The organism is Nocardia sp. NPDC058666 (assembly GCF_042714895.1).
Taxonomy (GTDB): Bacteria; Actinomycetota; Actinomycetes; order Mycobacteriales; family Mycobacteriaceae; genus Nocardia.
In genome coordinates this window covers 219,450-237,523 of the sequence record NZ_JBHXRY010000004.1, presented here as the reverse complement: position 1 = coordinate 237,523, position 18,074 = coordinate 219,450, and the positions used below count along the sequence as shown (strand labels likewise).

At 68.0% G+C, this 18,074-nt stretch carries 15 protein-coding genes; 6 read left to right on the top strand and 9 right to left on the bottom strand.

Annotated features, from left to right (window positions below; genetic code table 11):
- Complete coding sequence (locus ACFWVD_RS12760; protein WP_379242195.1) at positions 1 to 1,215, top strand: phosphoglycerate kinase; 1,215 nt, start codon at positions 1 to 3, stop codon at positions 1,213 to 1,215.
- Between the two features lie 3 nt (positions 1,216 to 1,218).
- Positions 1,219 to 2,007: a triose-phosphate isomerase gene (tpiA, locus tag ACFWVD_RS12755; protein WP_379242194.1), complete on the top strand. Its 789-nt coding sequence runs from the start codon at positions 1,219 to 1,221 to the stop codon at positions 2,005 to 2,007.
- 62 nt (positions 2,008 to 2,069) lie between these two features.
- On the opposite strand, the gene ACFWVD_RS12750 is transcribed toward tpiA, so the two are convergent.
- The gene (locus ACFWVD_RS12750) at positions 2,070 to 2,852 is read right to left on the bottom strand and encodes an META domain-containing protein (protein WP_379242193.1); all 783 of its coding nucleotides are present in this window, start codon (positions 2,850 to 2,852) and stop codon (positions 2,070 to 2,072) included.
- Between the two features lie 63 nt (positions 2,853 to 2,915).
- Complete coding sequence (locus tag ACFWVD_RS12745) at positions 2,916 to 3,098, bottom strand: hypothetical protein (protein ID WP_379242192.1); 183 nt, start codon at positions 3,096 to 3,098, stop codon at positions 2,916 to 2,918.
- Between the two features lie 128 nt (positions 3,099 to 3,226).
- Here ACFWVD_RS12745 and ACFWVD_RS12740 point away from each other — a divergent pair, with 128 nt between their 5' ends.
- Together ACFWVD_RS12740 and secG are read left to right on the top strand one after the other, a co-directional pair.
- Positions 3,227 to 4,798 carry an MFS transporter gene (locus tag ACFWVD_RS12740; protein ID WP_379242492.1) on the top strand — a complete coding sequence of 524 codons (1,572 nt, stop codon included), beginning with the start codon at positions 3,227 to 3,229 and terminating at the stop codon, positions 4,796 to 4,798.
- A 34-nt stretch (positions 4,799 to 4,832) separates the two neighbouring features.
- A complete protein-coding gene (gene secG / locus ACFWVD_RS12735; RefSeq protein WP_379242191.1) occupies positions 4,833 to 5,066 on the top strand; it encodes a preprotein translocase subunit SecG in 234 nt (77 codons plus the stop codon).
- A gap of 4 nt (positions 5,067 to 5,070) precedes the next feature.
- Here the strand turns inward: secG and ACFWVD_RS12730 are convergent, their stop codons facing one another.
- Positions 5,071 to 7,191: a dehydrogenase E1 component subunit alpha/beta gene (locus tag ACFWVD_RS12730; RefSeq protein WP_379242490.1), complete on the bottom strand. Its 2,121-nt coding sequence runs from the start codon at positions 7,189 to 7,191 to the stop codon at positions 5,071 to 5,073.
- 511 nt (positions 7,192 to 7,702) lie between these two features.
- On the opposite strand from ACFWVD_RS12730, the gene ACFWVD_RS12725 reads away from it, so the two are divergent.
- On the top strand, positions 7,703 to 8,590 hold the full coding sequence (locus tag ACFWVD_RS12725; RefSeq protein WP_379242488.1) for a hypothetical protein: 888 nt from the start codon (positions 7,703 to 7,705) through the stop codon (positions 8,588 to 8,590).
- A gap of 234 nt (positions 8,591 to 8,824) precedes the next feature.
- On the opposite strand, the gene ACFWVD_RS12720 is transcribed toward ACFWVD_RS12725, so the two are convergent.
- From ACFWVD_RS12720 to tkt, 6 genes are all read right to left on the bottom strand, one after another.
- Positions 8,825 to 9,895: a hypothetical protein gene (locus ACFWVD_RS12720; protein ID WP_379242190.1), complete on the bottom strand. Its 1,071-nt coding sequence runs from the start codon at positions 9,893 to 9,895 to the stop codon at positions 8,825 to 8,827.
- Between the two features lie 302 nt (positions 9,896 to 10,197).
- Positions 10,198 to 10,980: a 6-phosphogluconolactonase gene (pgl, locus tag ACFWVD_RS12715; protein ID WP_379242189.1), complete on the bottom strand. Its 783-nt coding sequence runs from the start codon at positions 10,978 to 10,980 to the stop codon at positions 10,198 to 10,200.
- Positions 10,973 to 11,881 carry a glucose-6-phosphate dehydrogenase assembly protein OpcA gene (gene opcA, locus ACFWVD_RS12710; protein ID WP_379242486.1) on the bottom strand — a complete coding sequence of 303 codons (909 nt, stop codon included), beginning with the start codon at positions 11,879 to 11,881 and terminating at the stop codon, positions 10,973 to 10,975. The genes pgl and opcA overlap by 8 nt, the downstream gene beginning before the upstream one ends.
- Positions 11,878 to 13,446, bottom strand: a complete 1,569-nt coding sequence (gene zwf / locus ACFWVD_RS12705; RefSeq protein WP_379242188.1) for a glucose-6-phosphate dehydrogenase — start codon at positions 13,444 to 13,446, stop codon at positions 11,878 to 11,880. The genes opcA and zwf overlap by 4 nt, the downstream gene beginning before the upstream one ends.
- Positions 13,447 to 13,450: 4 nt before the next feature.
- Positions 13,451 to 14,587, bottom strand: coding sequence for a transaldolase (tal, locus tag ACFWVD_RS12700; RefSeq protein WP_379242187.1), 1,137 nt, complete (start codon positions 14,585 to 14,587; stop codon positions 13,451 to 13,453).
- Between the two features lie 5 nt (positions 14,588 to 14,592).
- The gene (tkt, locus tag ACFWVD_RS12695; RefSeq protein ID WP_379242186.1) at positions 14,593 to 16,734 is read right to left on the bottom strand and encodes a transketolase; all 2,142 of its coding nucleotides are present in this window, start codon (positions 16,732 to 16,734) and stop codon (positions 14,593 to 14,595) included.
- Between the two features lie 326 nt (positions 16,735 to 17,060).
- Between tkt and ACFWVD_RS12690 the strand changes: the two genes are divergently transcribed.
- The gene (locus ACFWVD_RS12690; protein ID WP_379242185.1) at positions 17,061 to 18,053 is read left to right on the top strand and encodes a heme o synthase; all 993 of its coding nucleotides are present in this window, start codon (positions 17,061 to 17,063) and stop codon (positions 18,051 to 18,053) included.
- Positions 18,054 to 18,074: the final 21 nt, after the last annotated feature.

Below are 18,074 nucleotides of genomic sequence, written 5' to 3'. Positions count from 1 at the left end.
ATGACAGTTCAGACACTGCAGGACCTGCTGGCCGAGGGTGTCGAAGGTCGGGGCGTGCTCGTGCGCTCCGACCTGAACGTCCCCCTCGACGACAACGGTCAGATCACCGACCCGGGCCGCATCATCGCCTCGGTCCCGACCATCAAGGCACTGGTCGACGCCGGCGCCAAGGTGGTCGTGATGGCACACCTGGGCCGCCCCAAGGGCGAGCCCGACGCCAAGTTCTCGCTCGCCCCCGTGGCGGCGAAGCTGGCCGAGCTGCTGGGCCGCAACGTCCAGCTGGCCGGTGACGTGGTGGGCTACGACGCGCTGTCGCGCTCGGAAGGCCTCACCGACGGCGACGTGCTGCTGCTCGAGAACGTGCGCTTCGACCCGCGCGAGACCAGCAAGGACGAAGCGGAGCGGGCGAAGTTGGCCGCGGCGTTCGTCGAGCTGGTCGGCGACGACGGCGCGTTCGTGTCCGACGGTTTCGGTGTGGTGCACCGCAAGCAGGCGTCGGTCTACGACGTGGCGAAGGTGCTGCCGCATTACGCGGGCACGCTGGTCGCCGCCGAGGTCGAGGTGCTGCAGAAGCTCACCCAGGATCCGGCCCGCCCGTACGCGGTCGTGTTGGGCGGTTCGAAGGTCTCGGACAAGCTCGCCGTCATCGAGGCGCTGGCCCCCAAGGTCGACACCCTGGTGATCGGCGGCGGCATGTGCTTCACCTTCCTTGCCGCGCAAGGGCTTCCGGTCGGTGGCTCGCTGCTGCAGGCCGAGATGATCGACACCTGCAAGGACCTGCTCGAGCGCTTCGGCGACGTGCTGCACCTGCCGGTCGACATCGTGGTGGCCGACAAGTTCGCGCCCGACGCGGACTCCAAGACCGTCGCGTCCACCGAGATCCCCGACGGCTGGCTGGGCCTGGACATCGGCCCCGAGTCGGTGGCCCGGTTCTCCGCGCTGCTCACCGAAGCCAAGACGGTGTTCTGGAACGGCCCGATGGGCGTGTTCGAGTTCGAGAAGTTCGCCGCGGGCACCCGTGGCGTCGCCGAAGCCATCGTGACCGCCACCGCCAAGGGTGCGTTCACGGTCGTCGGCGGCGGTGACTCCGCGGCCGCGGTGCGCACGCTGGGCCTGCCCGATGACGGGTTCTCGCACATCTCCACCGGTGGTGGCGCGTCCCTGGAATACCTGGAAGGCAAAGAGCTGCCCGGTATTTCGGTATTGGAGGGTTGAGCGATGGCAGCGCGTAAACCGCTCATCGCGGGCAACTGGAAGATGAACCTCAACCACCTCGAGGCCATCTCGCTGGTGCAGAAGGTGGCGTTCGCGCTGCCGGAGAAGTACTTCGCGAAGGTCGACGTGGCGGTCATCCCGCCGTTCACCGACCTGCGCAGCGTGCAGTCGATCGTGGACGGCGACAAGCTGCTGATCACCTACGGTGCGCAGGACGTCTCGGCGCACGACTCCGGTGCCTACACCGGCGAGATCAGCGGCGCGATGCTGGCCAAGCTCGGCTGCACCTACGTGGTGGTCGGGCATTCGGAGCGTCGGCAGTACCACCACGAGGACGACGCGACCGTGCTGGCCAAGGCCAAGCAGGCGCTGAAGTACGACCTCACCCCGATCGTGTGCATCGGTGAGGGGCTCGGGGTCCGCGAGGCGGGCACGCATGTCGAGTACAACCTCGAGCAGTTGCGTGGTTCGCTCAAAGGTCTGACGGCGGAACAGATTTCGCAGGTCGTCATCGCCTACGAGCCCGTGTGGGCCATCGGCACGGGCAAGGTCGCCTCGGCGGCCGACGCGCAGGAAGTGTGCGGCGCGATCCGTGGCGAGCTGGAGAAGCTGGCTTCGCCGGAGGTCGCCGCGGGTGTGCGGGTGCTGTACGGCGGGTCGGTGAACGCCAAGAACATCGGCGAGCTGATCCGTCAGCCCGATGTCGACGGTGCGCTGGTGGGTGGTGCGTCGCTCAAGGGTGACGAGTTCGCCACGCTGTCGGCGATCGCCGCGGGTGGTCCGCTGCCCTGATCGGGTAGGAACAACGCTGAGGGCCGCAAACCGATTGGTTTGCGGCCCTTCGCTTTTCGTGGCTACTGCTGTGCGTGCAGGATCAAGCCGAAGCCGTTGTCGTTGCGCAGAGTGAGGGTGTCGGCGTCGATGGTGGCGGTGGTTTTGCCGTCCAGTGCGCGCAGCACGTGCTGCTCGACGTCCATCACGTCGGGCGGGCACATCATCCTGGTGGTGGCCACCGCGAACGTGACCGTCGCGCCGTCGACAGCCGCGGTGCCGGTCATCCGGTTGCACCCGGCGTTGCCGCTGACGGCGCCGCCGTCGCTGATGAGCAGGGTCGGGGCCGCCTCGTCGAGCGCGGTCGAGCGGACCTGCGCGTCGGGGGTGAGCATGGTGCCGGCCGCCCACGTAGTGCCGATCAGCGGCTTGTCGGGGGACGCGATCTTCTTGTCGGTGAGGTACACGGTGGTGCCTGCGCCGGTGAGCGTGAGCTTGCCACCGTCGAGGCGCCAGCCCGGCGCGGACTCCAGGAAAGTGTTCTGCCAGCCGTCGGCCTTGGCGCCCTCGCCCGGACACCCCATCAGGGTGCTCGCCAGCGCGGACGTGCGCAGGATGCGATCGCTGAGGTCGACGGTGCCGCTGCTGGTGTTGCAGCCGGAGTTCGCCGAGATCCGACCGTCGGCGAACGTGAGCGTCAACGGGCCGCCGCCGGGGATCGAGCCGCCTTCGACCTCGGTGGAGATATAGGTGTGGCCCATCGGCGTGGCGGCCTCGTCGGCCGGTTCCTTCTCCGCCGACCCGCACCCGGCCACCGCCGCGGTGAGAACGGCGAGGGCGGCGAGACGTCGAACAGTGATCCGCATGAAGCCGATCGTACGGCCCACCCCGAACGCCGACCGGCAATGTTCGAGGCGGGTTGTCGGGTTCTAACCGACCGCGGTGTCCTGGCAGGTGGCGGTGCCGGCCACACCGGAAGCCTGATCTTCGGCGATCACCTTGCCGTCGACGGTCACCTTGCACGAGACCGTGCCCCCGTCGACGCCAGCGAGGTGAACTTCCCCGATCCGCCCATCACGCTCGGTGTTTCGCCTTCTATTGTCGTGGGCCACAAGGTATCTGAGAGTTCGCGGGGAACTGTCGTAGCGGGCGCGCGGGGGCCGGGTGGCGAGGTCGCGTCACGCGGGATGTCGGGGGCCGGGGATAAGGTCGGTGGGTGAGCATTGTCGCGGCGGAACGGATGTCGACCTGGGCGCCGTTGCGGTCGCCGCTGTTCCGGGCGTTGTGGATCGCGCAGTTGGTGTCGAATCTGGGCACGTGGATGCAGACGGTCGGCGCGCAATGGTTGGTGGTCGACCAGCCGAACGCGGCCGCGCTGGTGGCGTTCGTGCAGACCGCGCTGACCCTGCCGGTGATGTTGCTGTCGATCCCGTCGGGGGTGCTCGCGGACCTGGTGGACCGGCGCAGGCTGCTGTTGGTCGCGCAGTCCGGCATGGCGGTGGTCTCGCTGTGCCTCACGGTGTCCACCGCCACCGGCCATACCACGCCCGCGGTCCTGCTCAGTCTGTTGTTCCTGCTCGGTTGCGGGCAGGCGCTCACTGCTCCGGCCTGGCAGGCGGTGCAGTCGGAGTTGGTGCCGCGCGATCAGATCACCTCGGCGGCGGCGCTGGGCAGTATGAGCGTGAACATCGGCCGCGCTGTGGGGCCCGCGGTGGCGGGAGTGATCGTGTCGCTGGCCGGGCCGACGGTGGTGTTCGGGTTCAACACGGTGTCGTTCGTCGGGATCGTCGCGGTGCTGCTCGTCTCCAAATGGCCCACGCGAAGCAGTCCGCTGCCCAGCGAACGGCCGCTGGCCGCGCTGCAGGCAGGTACCCGGTTCATCCGTGCCGCGCCCGCGATCCGGCGGGTGCTGCTGCGCGCGATCCTGTTCATCGCCCCCGCGAGCGCGGTGTGGTCGCTGCTGCCGGTGATCGCGCACGATCGGCTCGGGCTGTCGTCGGACGGGTACGGGCTGCTGCTGGGCGCGCTCGGACTCGGCGCGGTGTGTGGTGCGCTGGGGTTGTCGCGACTGCGGATCCTGTTCACGCCCACGCAGCGTTTGGCGCTGGCCGCGGTGCTGTTCGGCATGGGGGCCGTGGCGACCGCGCTGGTGCACAACGTGGCCGTGGTGCTGGTGTTGCTGGTGGGGGCCGGGCTGGCGTGGTTGCTGGCGATGTCGACGCTGAACTCGACCATGCAGTTGCTGCTGCCCGCGTGGGTGCGGGCGCGCGGACTGTCGGTGTACATGCTGGTGTTCATGGGCGGGCAGGCCATCGGTTCGCTGCTGTGGGGCCTGGTCGCCGGTGCGTACGGTGCCGTGACGGCGCTGCTGATCGCCGCGGGCCTGCTGGCGGGGTGTGCGGTGAGCACGGTGTGGTGGCCGATCCGCCACAACGTCGAGGAGATCGACCTGTCCCCGGCGGCGTTCTGGCCCGAACCGCAACTGGTCGTGGAACCCGAACCCGAGGACGGTCCCGTGCTGGTGATGCGCGGCTACGACGTGCCGCCCGCCGATGTCGCGGTGTTCACCGACTCGATGGCGCTGGTCGGCCGCTCCCGGCAGCGCACCGGCGCGATGGAATGGCGCCTGTACCGCGACGTCGGCACCGTCGACCGCTTCGTCGAAGCCTTCGTCGTACGCTCCTGGGCCGAGCACATGCACCAGCACCAAGTGCGCCTGACCGCCCGCGATCTAGAGATCGAACAGACCGTCGCCCAGTACTCCGCAGGCCCCCAGACCGTCTCGCACCTGGTCGCGGTGGAGCCTGGTTAGACCCTTCGGTCCTCGACCACCTAGGATGGTCGGCATGTCGCTGTTCCTCGATATCCTCCTTGTTGTCACCAGCTTGCTGTTGGTGCTGCTGGTGCTGTTGCACCGCGCCAAGGGCGGCGGCCTGTCCAGCCTCTTCGGTGGCGGCATGCAGTCGAGCCTGTCCGGCTCCACCGTCGTCGAGAAGAACCTCACCCGCATCACCATCTTCGTGGGCATCGTCTGGTTCATCGCGATCCTGGGCATCGGCCTCGAGATCAAGTTCGCCTGATCCGCTAGCCCGACAGCATGACGCGTCGGGCCGCGGCTTCGATCGTTGCTTCGCTCAGCAGGACTGTGTCCGCGGCCGGGCCCAGCGGGATGAAGCTGTCCGCGCTGGTGACCCTGGCGAGTGCGCCGCGGTACCCGGCATCGATCAGCGCGGCATACACCGACTCGGAAACGCCTCCGCTGCCACGGGTTTCGTCGGCTACCAGCACCCGGCCGGTGGCTTCGGCATGGCGAAGTAGGTCGGCGACCGGCAGGGGATTGAGCCAGCGTAGGTCGAGTACTCGCGTGTGAATTCCGTTGGCCGCGAGGCGGTCTGCTGTGCGCAAGCTCATCGCCAGCCCGTTGCCGAAGGTGACGATGGTGAGATCCGTGCCGTCGCCGTACGCGCGGGCGCTGCCGAGCGGGACGTGCTCGGCAGTGGGGCAGGCCAGCCACGCTTCGTCGCCGGGATGCAGGTCTTTGGTGTGATACAGCGCGATCGGTTCGACGAACACGCACACGCGGCCGTCGACTCTGGCCGCCGAGACGCAAGTGCGCAGCATTGCCGCCGCATCATCGGCGCGCGACGGTACCGCCACCACCACGCCCGGTATATCACGCAGTGCCGCAAGGGAATTGTCGTTGTGGAAGTGGCCGCCGAAGCCTTTTTGGTAGGCCAGGCCTGCGATGCGTAGGACCATCGGGTTGCGGTACTGGCCGTTCGAGAAGAATTGGAGGGTGGCTGCTTCGCCGCGGAGCTGGTCGGCGGCGTTGTGGACGTAGGCCAGGTATTGGACCTCGGGGATGGGGATGAAACCGGCCAGGGCGGTGCCGAGGGCGGTGCCGAGGATGGACTGTTCGTCGAGGAGGGTGTCGAAGACTCGGCGGGCTCCGAAGCGTTTTCTCAGGCCTTTGGTGACGCCGTAGACGCCTCCTTTTCGGCCGACGTCCTCGCCGAATACGAGCACGTCACGGTTCTCGGCGAGGAGTTCGCCGAGGGTGTGGTTGATCGACTGTGCCAGTGTCATCGGAGCGGGGAGTTCCGTTGTCGCGGATTCAGGGTGGGGCCGGGTCACGTCTTCACGGATGGCATCGGGATGGGTCGGAGCCAGGGGTGCGATCACCGCGGCCGCGGAATCGAGTCGGGCCTCTCGCACCACCTCGTCCGCGGTCTCGCGCACGCGCGCACCGATGCGCTCGTAGCGATCGAGGAGGTCGTCGGCGTCGGTGACACCCGCTGAGATCAGGTAGCGGGCGGTGCCGAGGAGCGGGTCGCGAGCCAGGTCGGCGGCGATGTCAGCGGGGCTGCGGTAGGCCGACTCGACATCGGAGCCTGCGTGCCCCCCGAGTCGGACCGTGCGCAGATGCAGGAACACCGGCACCCGCCAGGTCCGCGCCAGATGCACCGCGTCCTGCGCGGCACCGAGCGCATCGGGCAGGTCGCACCCGTCGGCGGCGAGGTAGGTCAGGCCCGGTCGTGGACCGTAAGCCCGCTCGATCCAGTCCGGCGCGGTGGGCACGCTGATGCCCAGACCGTTGTCCTCACACACGAAAACCAACGGCATCGGCACCCTCTGATGGGCTGCGTGCAGTGCGGCGTTGATGGCCCCGACGGCCGTCGAATGATTCGCCGACGCATCACCGAAACTGCACACCACCACCGCATCGGCAGGCCACGAACACGAAACCCCTTGCTTGGCAGCCCGATCCAACGCGAACGCCAACCCCACCGCGCGTGGCAGATGCGAAGCGATGGTCGAAGTCTGCGGAATGATCGACGCCGCCGCACTGCCGATCACTTTGTGCCGCCCACCCGAAATCGGATCCGCCGCCGCCGCGACCACCCCGAGCAGCACATCCCGAATCGGATCCAACCCGCCAATCTGTTTGCACCGCTGCACAAAGAACGCCGCCGACCGATAGTGCAGCAGCGCCGGATCGTCCACCCGCAACGCGGCCGCCACCGCCGCATTGCCCTCGTGCCCCGAAGACCCGATGCTGTAGAACCCCTGCCGAGCAGCCCCCAGCCGTCGCGCCGTCAGATCGAGATGCCTACTGGCAACCTGAGATTCGAACAATTCGATCCCGAACGCGGCATCGATGGCCCCCACGGAGTCGATCCGATCGGGCACAGCGATCCGCCCCATCGCGCCCCGAAAAGCCTCATCCAGGTCAAGCGAACCCAGCGCCACCGCAACTCCTCGCCCGCAGTCGAGTCGACGTCCGAACCGTCGGCATCTGCCAAGAAAACTACTGTCATGGCGCGGGCAGCACGGGGCAATTCCCGTAGACGCGCGCAACTTGTGTTACTCGACCGCGAGGCCCGCACGGCGCTGGGCCTGAAATCCGTGGCTCCGATTCGGGAGTGAGTGATCACACATTCGGCTGCATGTCGGACGAGCGCGACCGCGTCAATTCCCCTGGTGGGACGGCATTGTGGGATGCGACAGCGAGTAGTGCGTGATGACTATCAATCCGCACGCAGGTTTTGACGGGGGCGCATTGGTCATGTTTACAGTGGCGCGTCCGGCACCGTGACGGTGCCGTATGTCGACATGATCAAGAAGCGGGGAGTTCGAGATGGCCGGCAAGCACCGAAGAGTCAAAGCAGGAGTAATCGCGCGACGCGCGGCACCGGCATTGGGGATCCTTCCCGTGATGTTCGCTGTCGCCTGCACCGACACCGGCACCGATGTCGCGAGTTCGACATCCACCAGCCAGGCGCCCGGCGACACGCAGACGCCGAAAACTACGACGGCGACGCCGAATCCGGCGACACCGAAACCCGAACCGGGAACCGCCACCCCGCCGCCGCCCGGTGATCGGGGTGCCACGCCGGTGGTCGGGCCGGGGCGCACCACCACGGTGCAGCCGGGTGTCACCGCGCCGGGCGATGATCCCAACGCCGCGTTCGGGCCGCGCACGACTCCGCGTCAGCCGGGGGTGACCGTGCCGCGCGAGGCCAAGCCGGGTCCGTTCGGAGAATATGTTGTGCCGCCGGGCCATCGGACGGTGCCCAGCAACGAGGGTGCGCCGCCGGTGAACCTGGGTGCGCTGCACGCACCGCAAGCGGTGGAGCCGGTCGCGCCGATCGCCCCGCCGGACCGCACGCTGCGGTTGGGCGACTTCACCTCGCCGGTGCCCGACGCGGTGCCCGAGGACCTTCTCGACGGGGTGAACTCGGCCGCCGCCAACACCGAAGCGGCGATCGCCACGGGTGGTAAGTCGATCGGCATCGACCCGAGTCGTTCGGACAAGATCGCCGCGGGCGCCTTGGCCGGCGCGGCGGTGGCCGGCGTGCCGACAGCGGTCGCGTGTGGCGTGGCCGGTGGGTTGATCACCTCTGTCACGCTCGCCCCCGCCGCCGCGGTCGCGGCCGGTGCCGCTGCGGGCGCCGCGACGGCCGGGGTGATGGCCGCCCCTGCGGCAGGCGCTGCGTACGCGGCCACGGTCGCCGCGGGTTCGGCAGTCGGCGCGGTCGCCTGCGGTGTACCCGCAGCAGTGGTCGGCGGCGTTATCGGCGGAGCGGTAGGAAGCGTGGTCTGACGCGGCCGCTGCGCACACTGTGATCTGAACACGTTGCCCTCCACGCCGATTCGGCTGGAGGGCAACGTTTTTCGGTACATGGACCTAGCGCGGTCAGCGTGCTCACGGTGAATCTCGCTGTCCCCTTTGGCAATGGACGCGATCAACGCTCGGTCGTCGGCCACGGTCGTGGTGATGAGTCAACGTCGTTCAGTATGCGGACCCTAGTGCGAGACAGCGTGCTCGAGACGAATCTCACTGTCCCCGTTCGGCAATCGACGCGATCAACGTTCGCCCGTCACGCACCGTCGTGGTGATGAGCTGGGTATACAGCAGATCGTCGGCCGCCGAACCACCGGGCCGACGTTCGGTCAGGTCGAGTTCGTAACTGTCGGGCCCGATTTGGCTGATCTGGGCGCAGTAGGTGGTGCCGACCGGAATGTACTTGTCGATGCCGCCCTGGATGGTCGGCGCCGAACCCACCGTGTCGGCCTCGGGTGCCACGAAAGACCGCGCCTTCTCCCCGTTGCGGTCGGTGTAGAACGCGTACTCGAACCCCAGGATCACGCCGGGACCGGAGTGGATGTCACCGGGGCCGCGGCCGACGGTCAGATTGCCGCGCTGTTCTTCGACGCAGGGCAGTGGTCCTGCCGTCCTGGTCGTCGTCGGCGGGGTCGTCGCGGCGACGACGACCGTCTCGGGTTCGCTGTCCTGACCCGTCACCACCACATAGGTCATCCCCGCCGCGACGCCGATCGCCACCGTGGCCACCGCGCCGAGGGCGATCAGGCCGATCCCGCGACGACCGGACTTCGCAGCGCCGGTGGCAGGCGTGCTCGCGCTGTGCAGCTCATCGAACAGATCGTCCTCGTCCCACGAGGACTGTTGCCGCGGCCGACCGGCCGACTTACCGAGACCGAAGATCTCGGCCATCGGGTCGTCATCCCACGACGGCGGCGGTTCACCCAGCCGATCATCGCGACTGGGCGATGGAGATTCGCGATGCGGTTCCTGCGGCAAAGGCGGGCGAGCCTGCATCGGCGGCGGAGGTTCGCGCCGAGCCTGCTGAATCGGCCGTGCGGGCGCCGACCAGTCGGGCAACCCCTCGGCGGCACGCATCGGCTCATTGCCCGCGGGCGCCCGGAACTGCGGCGGCGGCGCCGGGATCATCGCGTCCGGAGCAGGCTCCGGATCAGCCGGTCGCCACGCAGTCGGCGCCTGCTCGTGCAACCCCGCCACGGCGGCGGGATCGGGCCCGAGGTCGTCCAGGGGCGGACCGAACGGTGACCCCGAACTCTCGTCCTCCCATGGTCCTGAGGAACCCACCCATCACCCTTTCCCTTCCCACGCCGGCACCTCGCACCCGGCTCGAGCGCACACTGCGCGCACGGGGCACGACAGCACCACAGGTAGACAACCCGCGACGTCCCGGCTCGGCGAACTCACGTCCCCCGCCACACCGATCGCCCGACATTTTACCCGCTCCGACCAGGTCGGGAACCGAACAGCGCGCGCGTACAGGGGATACGACCACGCGCTGTGCGAATGATCATGAACTGCCAGAAAAATGTTTAGACGACGAAGCCGGACCGCGAATAGCGCGGTCCGGCTTCGGGAGCAGCTGTGCGCTATTCGTCGTCGAGCAGCAGATCCGAGGCGGCGGGCTCGTCGATGACCCACGTGGTCGACTCGATGCCGACGGCGCCCGCTGCGGGGACGTCGTCGGGGGAGGCGCCGTTGACCGCGGCGGCCACCGCGGCGGCTTTGCCTTGACCACTGACCACGAGCATCACGTGCTTGGAGCGGTGGACCGCGGGCAGGGTCAAGGTGACCCTGGTCGGCGGGGGCTTGGGGCAATCGTGGACGGCGACAACGTATTCCGTTGTTTCGCGGACCGCGGGGGAGTGCGGGAACAGGGAGTCGATGTGACCTTCGGGGCCCATGCCCAGGATGGTGAGGTCGACGTCGCCGCGCTTGTCGAGCTGGTCGTGGATGACCCTGGCGTAGGCGAAGGCGGCTTCCTCGGGGGTGGAGTAGGGGCCGTCGGAGGGGGCGATCGGGAAGATGTGCGCCGGGTTGAGCGGCACATGGGCCAGCAGGGCCTCGGCCGCTTGCAGGGCATTGCGGTCGGGGTCGGCCACAGGCACGAAACGTTCGTCGCCCCAGTAGACGAACAGGTTGGCCCAGTCGATGTCGCCGGGGGACTGGCGGACCTTCTCGAGCAGGCGGATGCCGTCGCTGCCGCCGGTCAGCGACACCGAAGCCTGGCCGCGTTCGGCTTGGGCGGCCACGATCACGTCGACGAAGCGTTCGGCCGCGGCGTCGGCCAGCAACTCGGGGTCGTCGTGGATCTCGATGGTGTTGGCGGGGAATTCGGCACCGAGGTCGTCTGAACTGTCGAGATCACTCATAGGTCACCTTCTCGATTCCGGCGAGCGCTTCGGCGTAGATCTCGTCGGCGTCGAGCCGGCGCAGTTCTTCGGCGAGGCAATCGCGAGTTTCCCGGCGGGCCAACGCAATTCGCTGGTCGGGTTCGCCGGTGCGGGTCAGCGTGGCGGTCCTTCCTAGTTGAGGGCGTTCGATGGCGATCGAATCGGTGGTGCGCTGGATCTCCACCTTCAACTCCCCGGTCTTGCGGATCACCGGGCAGTGCAGACGGGAGGCCAACCAACCGGCCAGGGTGTCCAGTGCGGGTTCGGACGCCAGCCCCGACACGATCACCTTGGTGACCGGTTCGAACGGCGGTTCGTCCAGCGCCGCGGCCAGCAGCGCCCGCCAGTAGGTGATGCGGCTCCACGCCAGGTCGGTGTCGCCGGACGCGTAGGTGCGCACCCGGTTCTTGATCGTGGCCAGCGGATCGGGTGCGAAGGTGGCGTCGGTGATGCGGCGTTTGGCCAGCTTGCCCACCGAGTCCATCGACGGGAACTCCGGCGCGCCACGCGGCCACCACGCCACCACCGGGGTGTCGGGCAGCAGGAACGGGGTCACCACGCTGCTCTCGTGGTTCACCAGCGCACCTTGCAGTCGCAGCACGATCACCTCGGCCGCCCCGGCGTCGCCGCCGACGCGGATCTGCGCGTCCAGGCGGGTGTCGGCGTCGCGGTCACCGCGCGCCAGCACGATGACCCGGCAAGGGTGTTCGCGGCTGGCATCGTTGGCGGCGTCGATCGCGTCCTCGGCTTCGGAGGAATCCAGGGTGCACACCACCAGGGTGAGCACGCGACCCTGGGTGATCACGCCGTTGGTCTCGCGCAACTGCACCATCCGCTTGCCGACGTCGACGGTGGTGGTGTCGGGCATGTCGACGATCACGGGCGCCGCCATTCCCGCCCGCTGCGCGCGAGCATCTCATCGGCCGAAGTGGGACCCCAGGTGCCCGCTTCGTAGGGTTCGGGTTTGCCGCCCGCGGCCCAGTGCGCGAGCACGGGATCGAGGATGCGCCAGGACAATTCGACCTCCGCGTTGACGGGGAACAGTGACGGCACGCCGAGCAGCACGTCGAGGATCAGGCGTTCGTAGGCTTCGGGGGAGGACTCGGTGAAGGCTTCGCCGTAGCTGAAGTCCATGTTCACGTCGCGCACTTCCATGCCCGAACCGGGGACTTTGGAGCCGAAGCGCAAGGTGATGCCCTCGTCGGGCTGCACCCGGATGACCAGGGCGTTCTGGCCCAGTTCCTCGGTCATGGTCTGATCGAAGGGTAGGTGCGGTGCGCGTTTGAACACCACCGCGATCTCGGTCACCCTGCGCCCCAAGCGTTTTCCGGTGCGCAGGTAGAACGGCACACCCGCCCAGCGGCGGTTCTCCACGTGCAGGGTCAGTGCCGCATAGGTTTCGGTGCGCGACTGCGGATCGAAGCCCTCTTCCTGATGCAGGCCGACCACGTGCTCGCTGCCCTGCCAGCCCTCGGTGTACTGCCCGCGCGCGGTGGTTTCATCCAGTGGCGCAACGAGTTTGGTGGCCGACAGCGCCTTGATCTTCTCGGTGGTCAGCTGCATCGGTTCGAAGGAGGTTGGCTCCTCCATCGCGGTCAGCGCCAGCAGCTGCAACAGGTGGTTCTGGATGACGTCGCGCGCGGCGCCGATCCCGTCGTAATACCCTGCGCGACCGCCCAATCCGATGTCCTCGGCCATGGTGATCTGCACGCTGTCGACATAGTTGGCGTTCCAGATCGGCTCGAACAGCTCGTTGGCGAAGCGCAGCGCCAGAATGTTCTGAACGGTTTCCTTGCCCAGGTAGTGGTCGATCCGGAAGACCTGCTCCTCGGGGAACACCCGGTTGACCAGGGCGTTGAGTTCCTTGGCGCTGGCCAGGTCGTGGCCGAACGGCTTCTCGATCACCACGCGCCGCCACGGGACGTACCCGTCGGGTTCGGGGGTGGCCTGTGCCAGGTCGTGCTCGCACAGCTGGTCCAACACCACCGGGAACATGTTCGGCGGAATCGACAGGTAGAAGGCGTAATTGCCGCCGGTGCCGCGGGTTTCGTCGAGATGCTTCAAGGTTTCGGCCAGGGTGGCGAAGGCCTTGTCGTCGTCGAAACTGCCCTGCACGAACCGCAGCCCCTCGGCCAGGTGATCCCAGACCTCCTGCCGGAAGGGGGTGCGCGCGTGTTTCTTCACCGCCTCGAGTACCACCGAGGCGAAGTCCTCGTCGGCGTAGTTGCGCCGTGCGAAGCCGACCAGGGCGAAACCAGGGGGCAGCAACCCCTGGTTCGCCAGGTCATAGATGGCCGGCATCAGCTTCTTGCGGGACAGGTCTCCGGTGACACCGAAGATCACCAGGCAGCACGGGCCCGCGATGAAGGGAACCCGTTTGTCGCGTTCGTCGCGCAGCGGGTTGTGCCACAGCCCCGCCTGATCCGTCGTTGCTGTGCCGGCCATCGTGTTAGTTGCCTTCCGCCGCCGCGATATCCAATTGACCGGTGGTGGCCTCGATCAGCTCACCCCACGCGGCCTCGAACTTGTCGACCCCTTCGCGCTCGAGCAGCGCGAACACGTCGTCGAGATCGACACCGACCGCCGCCAGCTCGGCGAACACCGCGGCACCCTCGGCGCCGCGTCCGCTGAGCGTGTCGCCCAGGACCTCACCGTGATCGGCGAAGGCCTGCAGCGTCTTCTCCGGCAGGGTGTTGACCGTGTTCGGGCCCACCAGCTCGGTGACGTAGAGGGTGTCGGAGTACTCGGGGTTCTTCACCCCGGTCGACGCCCACAGCGGCCGCTGCCGGTTGCCACCCTGCGAGGCCAGGTGGTTGTAGGTGGAGGTGTGCGCGCCACCGTCGAACACGTCCTGGTACTCCGCGTACGCCAGTCGAGCGTTGGCCACGCCCGCCTTGCCGCGCAGCGACAGTGCCTCGGGCGTGCCGATCGCTTCCAGCCGCTTGTCGATCTCGGTGTCCACGCGGGACACGAAAAACGAAGCGACGGAATGGATCTTGGCCAGGTCGTGCCCGCCGATCTTGGCGTTGCGCAGACCGTCGAGGTACGCGCCCATCACCGCACGGTAGCGCGGCACCGAGAAGATCAGCGTCACGTTCACGCTGATGCCCTCGCCGATCACCGAGGTGATCGCGGGCAGGCCCGCTTCGGTGGCCGGGATCTTGATGAACAGGTTCTTGCGGTCGACGATCTTCCACAGCTCGATCGCCTGGGCCACGGTCTTGTCGGCGTCGAAGGCGAAGCGCGGGTCGACCTCGATCGACACCCGCCCGTCCACGCCGCCGGTGGCCTCGAACACCGGCGCGAGCACGTCGCAGGCGGCGCGCACATCGTCGGTGGTCATCGTGCGGATCGCCGCGTCGGCGTCCGCCCCTTGCGCCGCAAGGTCTTTCAGCTGTTTGTCGTAGGAATGCCCCACGCTCAACGCAGCCTGGAAGATGCTCGGATTGGTGGTGACACCGACGACACTGCGGGTCGCGATCAGCTCGGCGAGGTTGCCGGACTGGATGCGATCACGCGAGAGATCGTCGAGCCACACCGAGACACCCGCGGCCGACAGGGCGGCCAGATTCGCGTTCTGTGTCATGGTTTCTACCCCTTCACATTGTCGAGCGAACGCTGTGCGGCGGCGACCACGGCATCGGCGGTGATACCGAATTCCTTGTACAGCTTCTGGTACGGCGCCGACGCACCGAAGTGGTCGATGCCCACGTGCTCGCCGGCGTCGCCGAGGAACCGGTGCCACGGCATCGCGATACCGGCCTCCACCGACACGCGAGCGCGCACCGACGGGGGCAGCACCTGCTCGCGGTAGGACTTGTCCTGCGCGTCGAACCACTCCACACACGGCAGCGAGACCACGCGGGTGGCGATGCCCTTGCCTTCCAGGGTAGTGCGCGCTTCGAGGGCGAGGTGGACCTCGGAACCGGTGGCCATCAGCACCACCTGCGGGGTGCCGTTCGCGGCGTCGGCCAGCACGTAGCCGCCCTTCGACGCGCCTTCGTAGCTGGTGCCTTCCAGCGTGGGCACGTTCTGGCGGGTCAGCGCCAGCGCCGACGGGCCGTCGGTCTTGGCGGGCTCGAACACCGGGTAGTGCGAGTGGTGCTCGTCGGAACCACGCTCGAGCAGCGAACGCCACACGTAGGTGGTCTCGTTGGCATCGGCAGGGCGGATCACGTTCAGGCCCGGGATGGCCCGCAGCGATGCCAGGTGCTCGATCGGCTGGTGGGTCGGGCCGTCTTCGCCCAGACCGATGGAGTCGTGGGTCCACACGTAGGTGACCGTGGTGCGCATCATCGCGGCCAGGCGCACCGGCGGACGCATGTAGTCGCTGAACACCAGGAAGGTGCCACCGTACGGGCGGGTCGGGCCGTGCAGAGCGATGCCGTTGAGGATCGAACCCATCGCGTGCTCGCGCACACCGAAGTGCAGCGTGCGACCGTACGGCTCGGCCTTCCAATGAGCGGTGGAGATGTCCTTGGGACCGAAGCTGGGCTGGCCGGGCATCGTGGTGTTGTTGGACTCGGCCAGGTCGGCCGACCCGCCCCACAGCTCGGGCAGCACGTCGGCCAGCGCCGCGAGCACCGCGCCCGACGCCTTGCGAGTGGCCATGCCCGACGCGCTGGGCTCGAACTCGGGCAGCGACTTCTCCCAGCCCTCGGGCAGCGCCCGGGCCTGCAGACGCTTGTAGAGGTCGTGGTTGTCGGGGTTCTTCAACGCCCACGCCGCGAACTCGAGATCCCACTTCGCCTGCTCGGCCAGGCCGCGGATCACGGCCTTGCGGGTGTGCGCGATGACGTCGGGGGCGACCTCGAAGGACGCGTCGGGGTCGAAGCCCAGCTCCTTCTTGATCGCGGCGACCTCGTCGGCACCCAGCGCGGCACCGTGCGCGGCACCGGTGTTCATCTTGGTCGGCGCGGGGAAGCCGATGATGGTGCGCAAGATGATCAGCGACGGCTTGTCGCGCACGGCCTTGGCCTGGGCCAACGCCGCCTCGATCGCGACGATGTCCTCGCCGCCCTCCACGGTCTGCACGTGCCAGCCGTAGGCCTCGTAACGCGCGCCGACGTTCTCGTTGAACGCGATCAGCGTGTCGTCTTCGATGGAGATGTCGTTGTCGTCGTAGATCACCACGAGGTTGCCCAGCTGCTGGGTGCCCGCGATCGACGAGGCTTCCGAGGTGACGCCCTCTTCGAGGTCACCGTCGGAGGCGATGGTGTAGATGAAGTGGTCGAACAGGCTCTCGCCCTCGGCAGCGGACGGGTCGTACAGACCACGCTCACGACGCGCCGCCATCGCCATACCGACCGCGGACGCCAGACCCTGACCCAGCGGGCCGGTGGTCATCTCCACGCCGTTGGTGTGGCGGTACTCGGGGTGGCCGGGGCACAGCGAACCCCACTGGCGCAGCGATTCCAGATCCTCGAGCTCCAAGCCGAAACCGGCGAAGTAGAGCTGGATGTACAGGGTGAGGCTGGAATGCCCACACGACAGCACGAAGCGGTCGCGACCGGTCCACCACGGATCGGCGGGGTTCTGCCGCATCGTGCGCTGGAACAGGGTGTAGGCGACCGGTGCGAGGCTCATCGCGGTGCCGGGATGCCCGTTGCCCGCCTTCTGCACAGCGTCGGCGGCCAGCACGCGGGCCGTGTCCACGGCCTTGGTGTCGAGGTCCGTCCAGTCGCTGGGGTAGTTCCGCTGAGTGAGGGCGCGAATGTCGCTGGTGACTGGCACGACCGTGGTTCTCCTGACCTAGGTTTCGTCGACGGCGATAGCGTGGCAGCGGCGATGATGACGTACGGATCGCACGCGGCCGGGATGCGTACCGATGTTCATGAATACCCTAGTGGTGCTGGTTCATCGGATCGGCGCGAACCCTGGGTGCGAGTCTAGTTCGGAACCCGCGCAACGTAGTGACGGCGCCCACGGTGGCGGGGGTCTGGCGCGGAGCGGCAGGTGAGTGGGTCTACCATCCTCTGTAGTAGTGGCCGCGCCGCAGCCGCGCGCTGCTGCATTCCATTACCGGATGCGAAGCGAAGCACAGCGTGCGAGGAGATACAGTGCGGATCGGTCACGAGCCGGGTAACAGCGGTGCGCACGGAACTTCGTCGACGGCACTGGCCGACCGCCTCGCGGGCGACAGCCTGGGCGCGCGAATCGTGCGCAAGCCGCTGGCCTACATCGCCCTCACCAAGCCCCGCGTCATCGAGCTGTTGCTCGTGGCCACGATTCCGACGATGCTGCTGGCCGATCGCGGCAACGTCGACATCCGGCTGATCCTGGTCACCCTGTTCGGTGGCTGGATGGGCGCGGCCAGCGCCAACACCCTCAACTGTGTGGTCGACGCCGACATCGACAAGGTGATGAAGCGGACCGCGCGTCGCCCACTGGCCCGCGACGCGGTGCCCACCCAGCACGCGCTGGTGTTCGGCGTCGTGCTCGGCGCGATCTCGTTCTCCTGGCTGTGGTGGCAGGCCAACCTGCTCAGCGGCGTGCTCGTGGTCGCCACGATCCTGTTCTACGTGTTCGTCTACACCAAGGGCCTCAAGCGTCGGACCTCGCAGAACGTGGTGTGGGGTGGCGCGGCCGGGTGTATGCCCGCGCTGGTCGGTTGGTCCGCGGTCACCGGCACCGTGGGCTGGCCCGCGATCGTGCTGTTCGCGGTCATCTTCTTCTGGACACCGCCGCACACCTGGGCGCTGGCCATGCGCTACAAGGAGGACTACCGCGCGGCCGGCGTGCCGATGCTGCCGGTGGTGGCCACCGAGCAGGTCGTCACCAAGCAGATCGTGATCTACACCTGGCTGACCGTGCTCGCGACCATGGCCCTTGTCCCCGCGACCGGTGTCATCTACGCCGCGGTCGCGCTGGTGGCCGGCGCCTGGTTCCTGCTGATGGCCCACCAGCTCTACGCCGGGGTGCGCCGCGGAGAGCCGGTGAAGCCGCTGAAGCTGTTCCTGCAGTCGAACAACTACCTCGCGGTGGTGTTCTGCGGTCTGGCCGTGGACTCGGTGCTCGGGTGGGACACGATCGGTAGCTTCGTCGGGCTGTAGAGCCTGTCTCGCGACGATGGC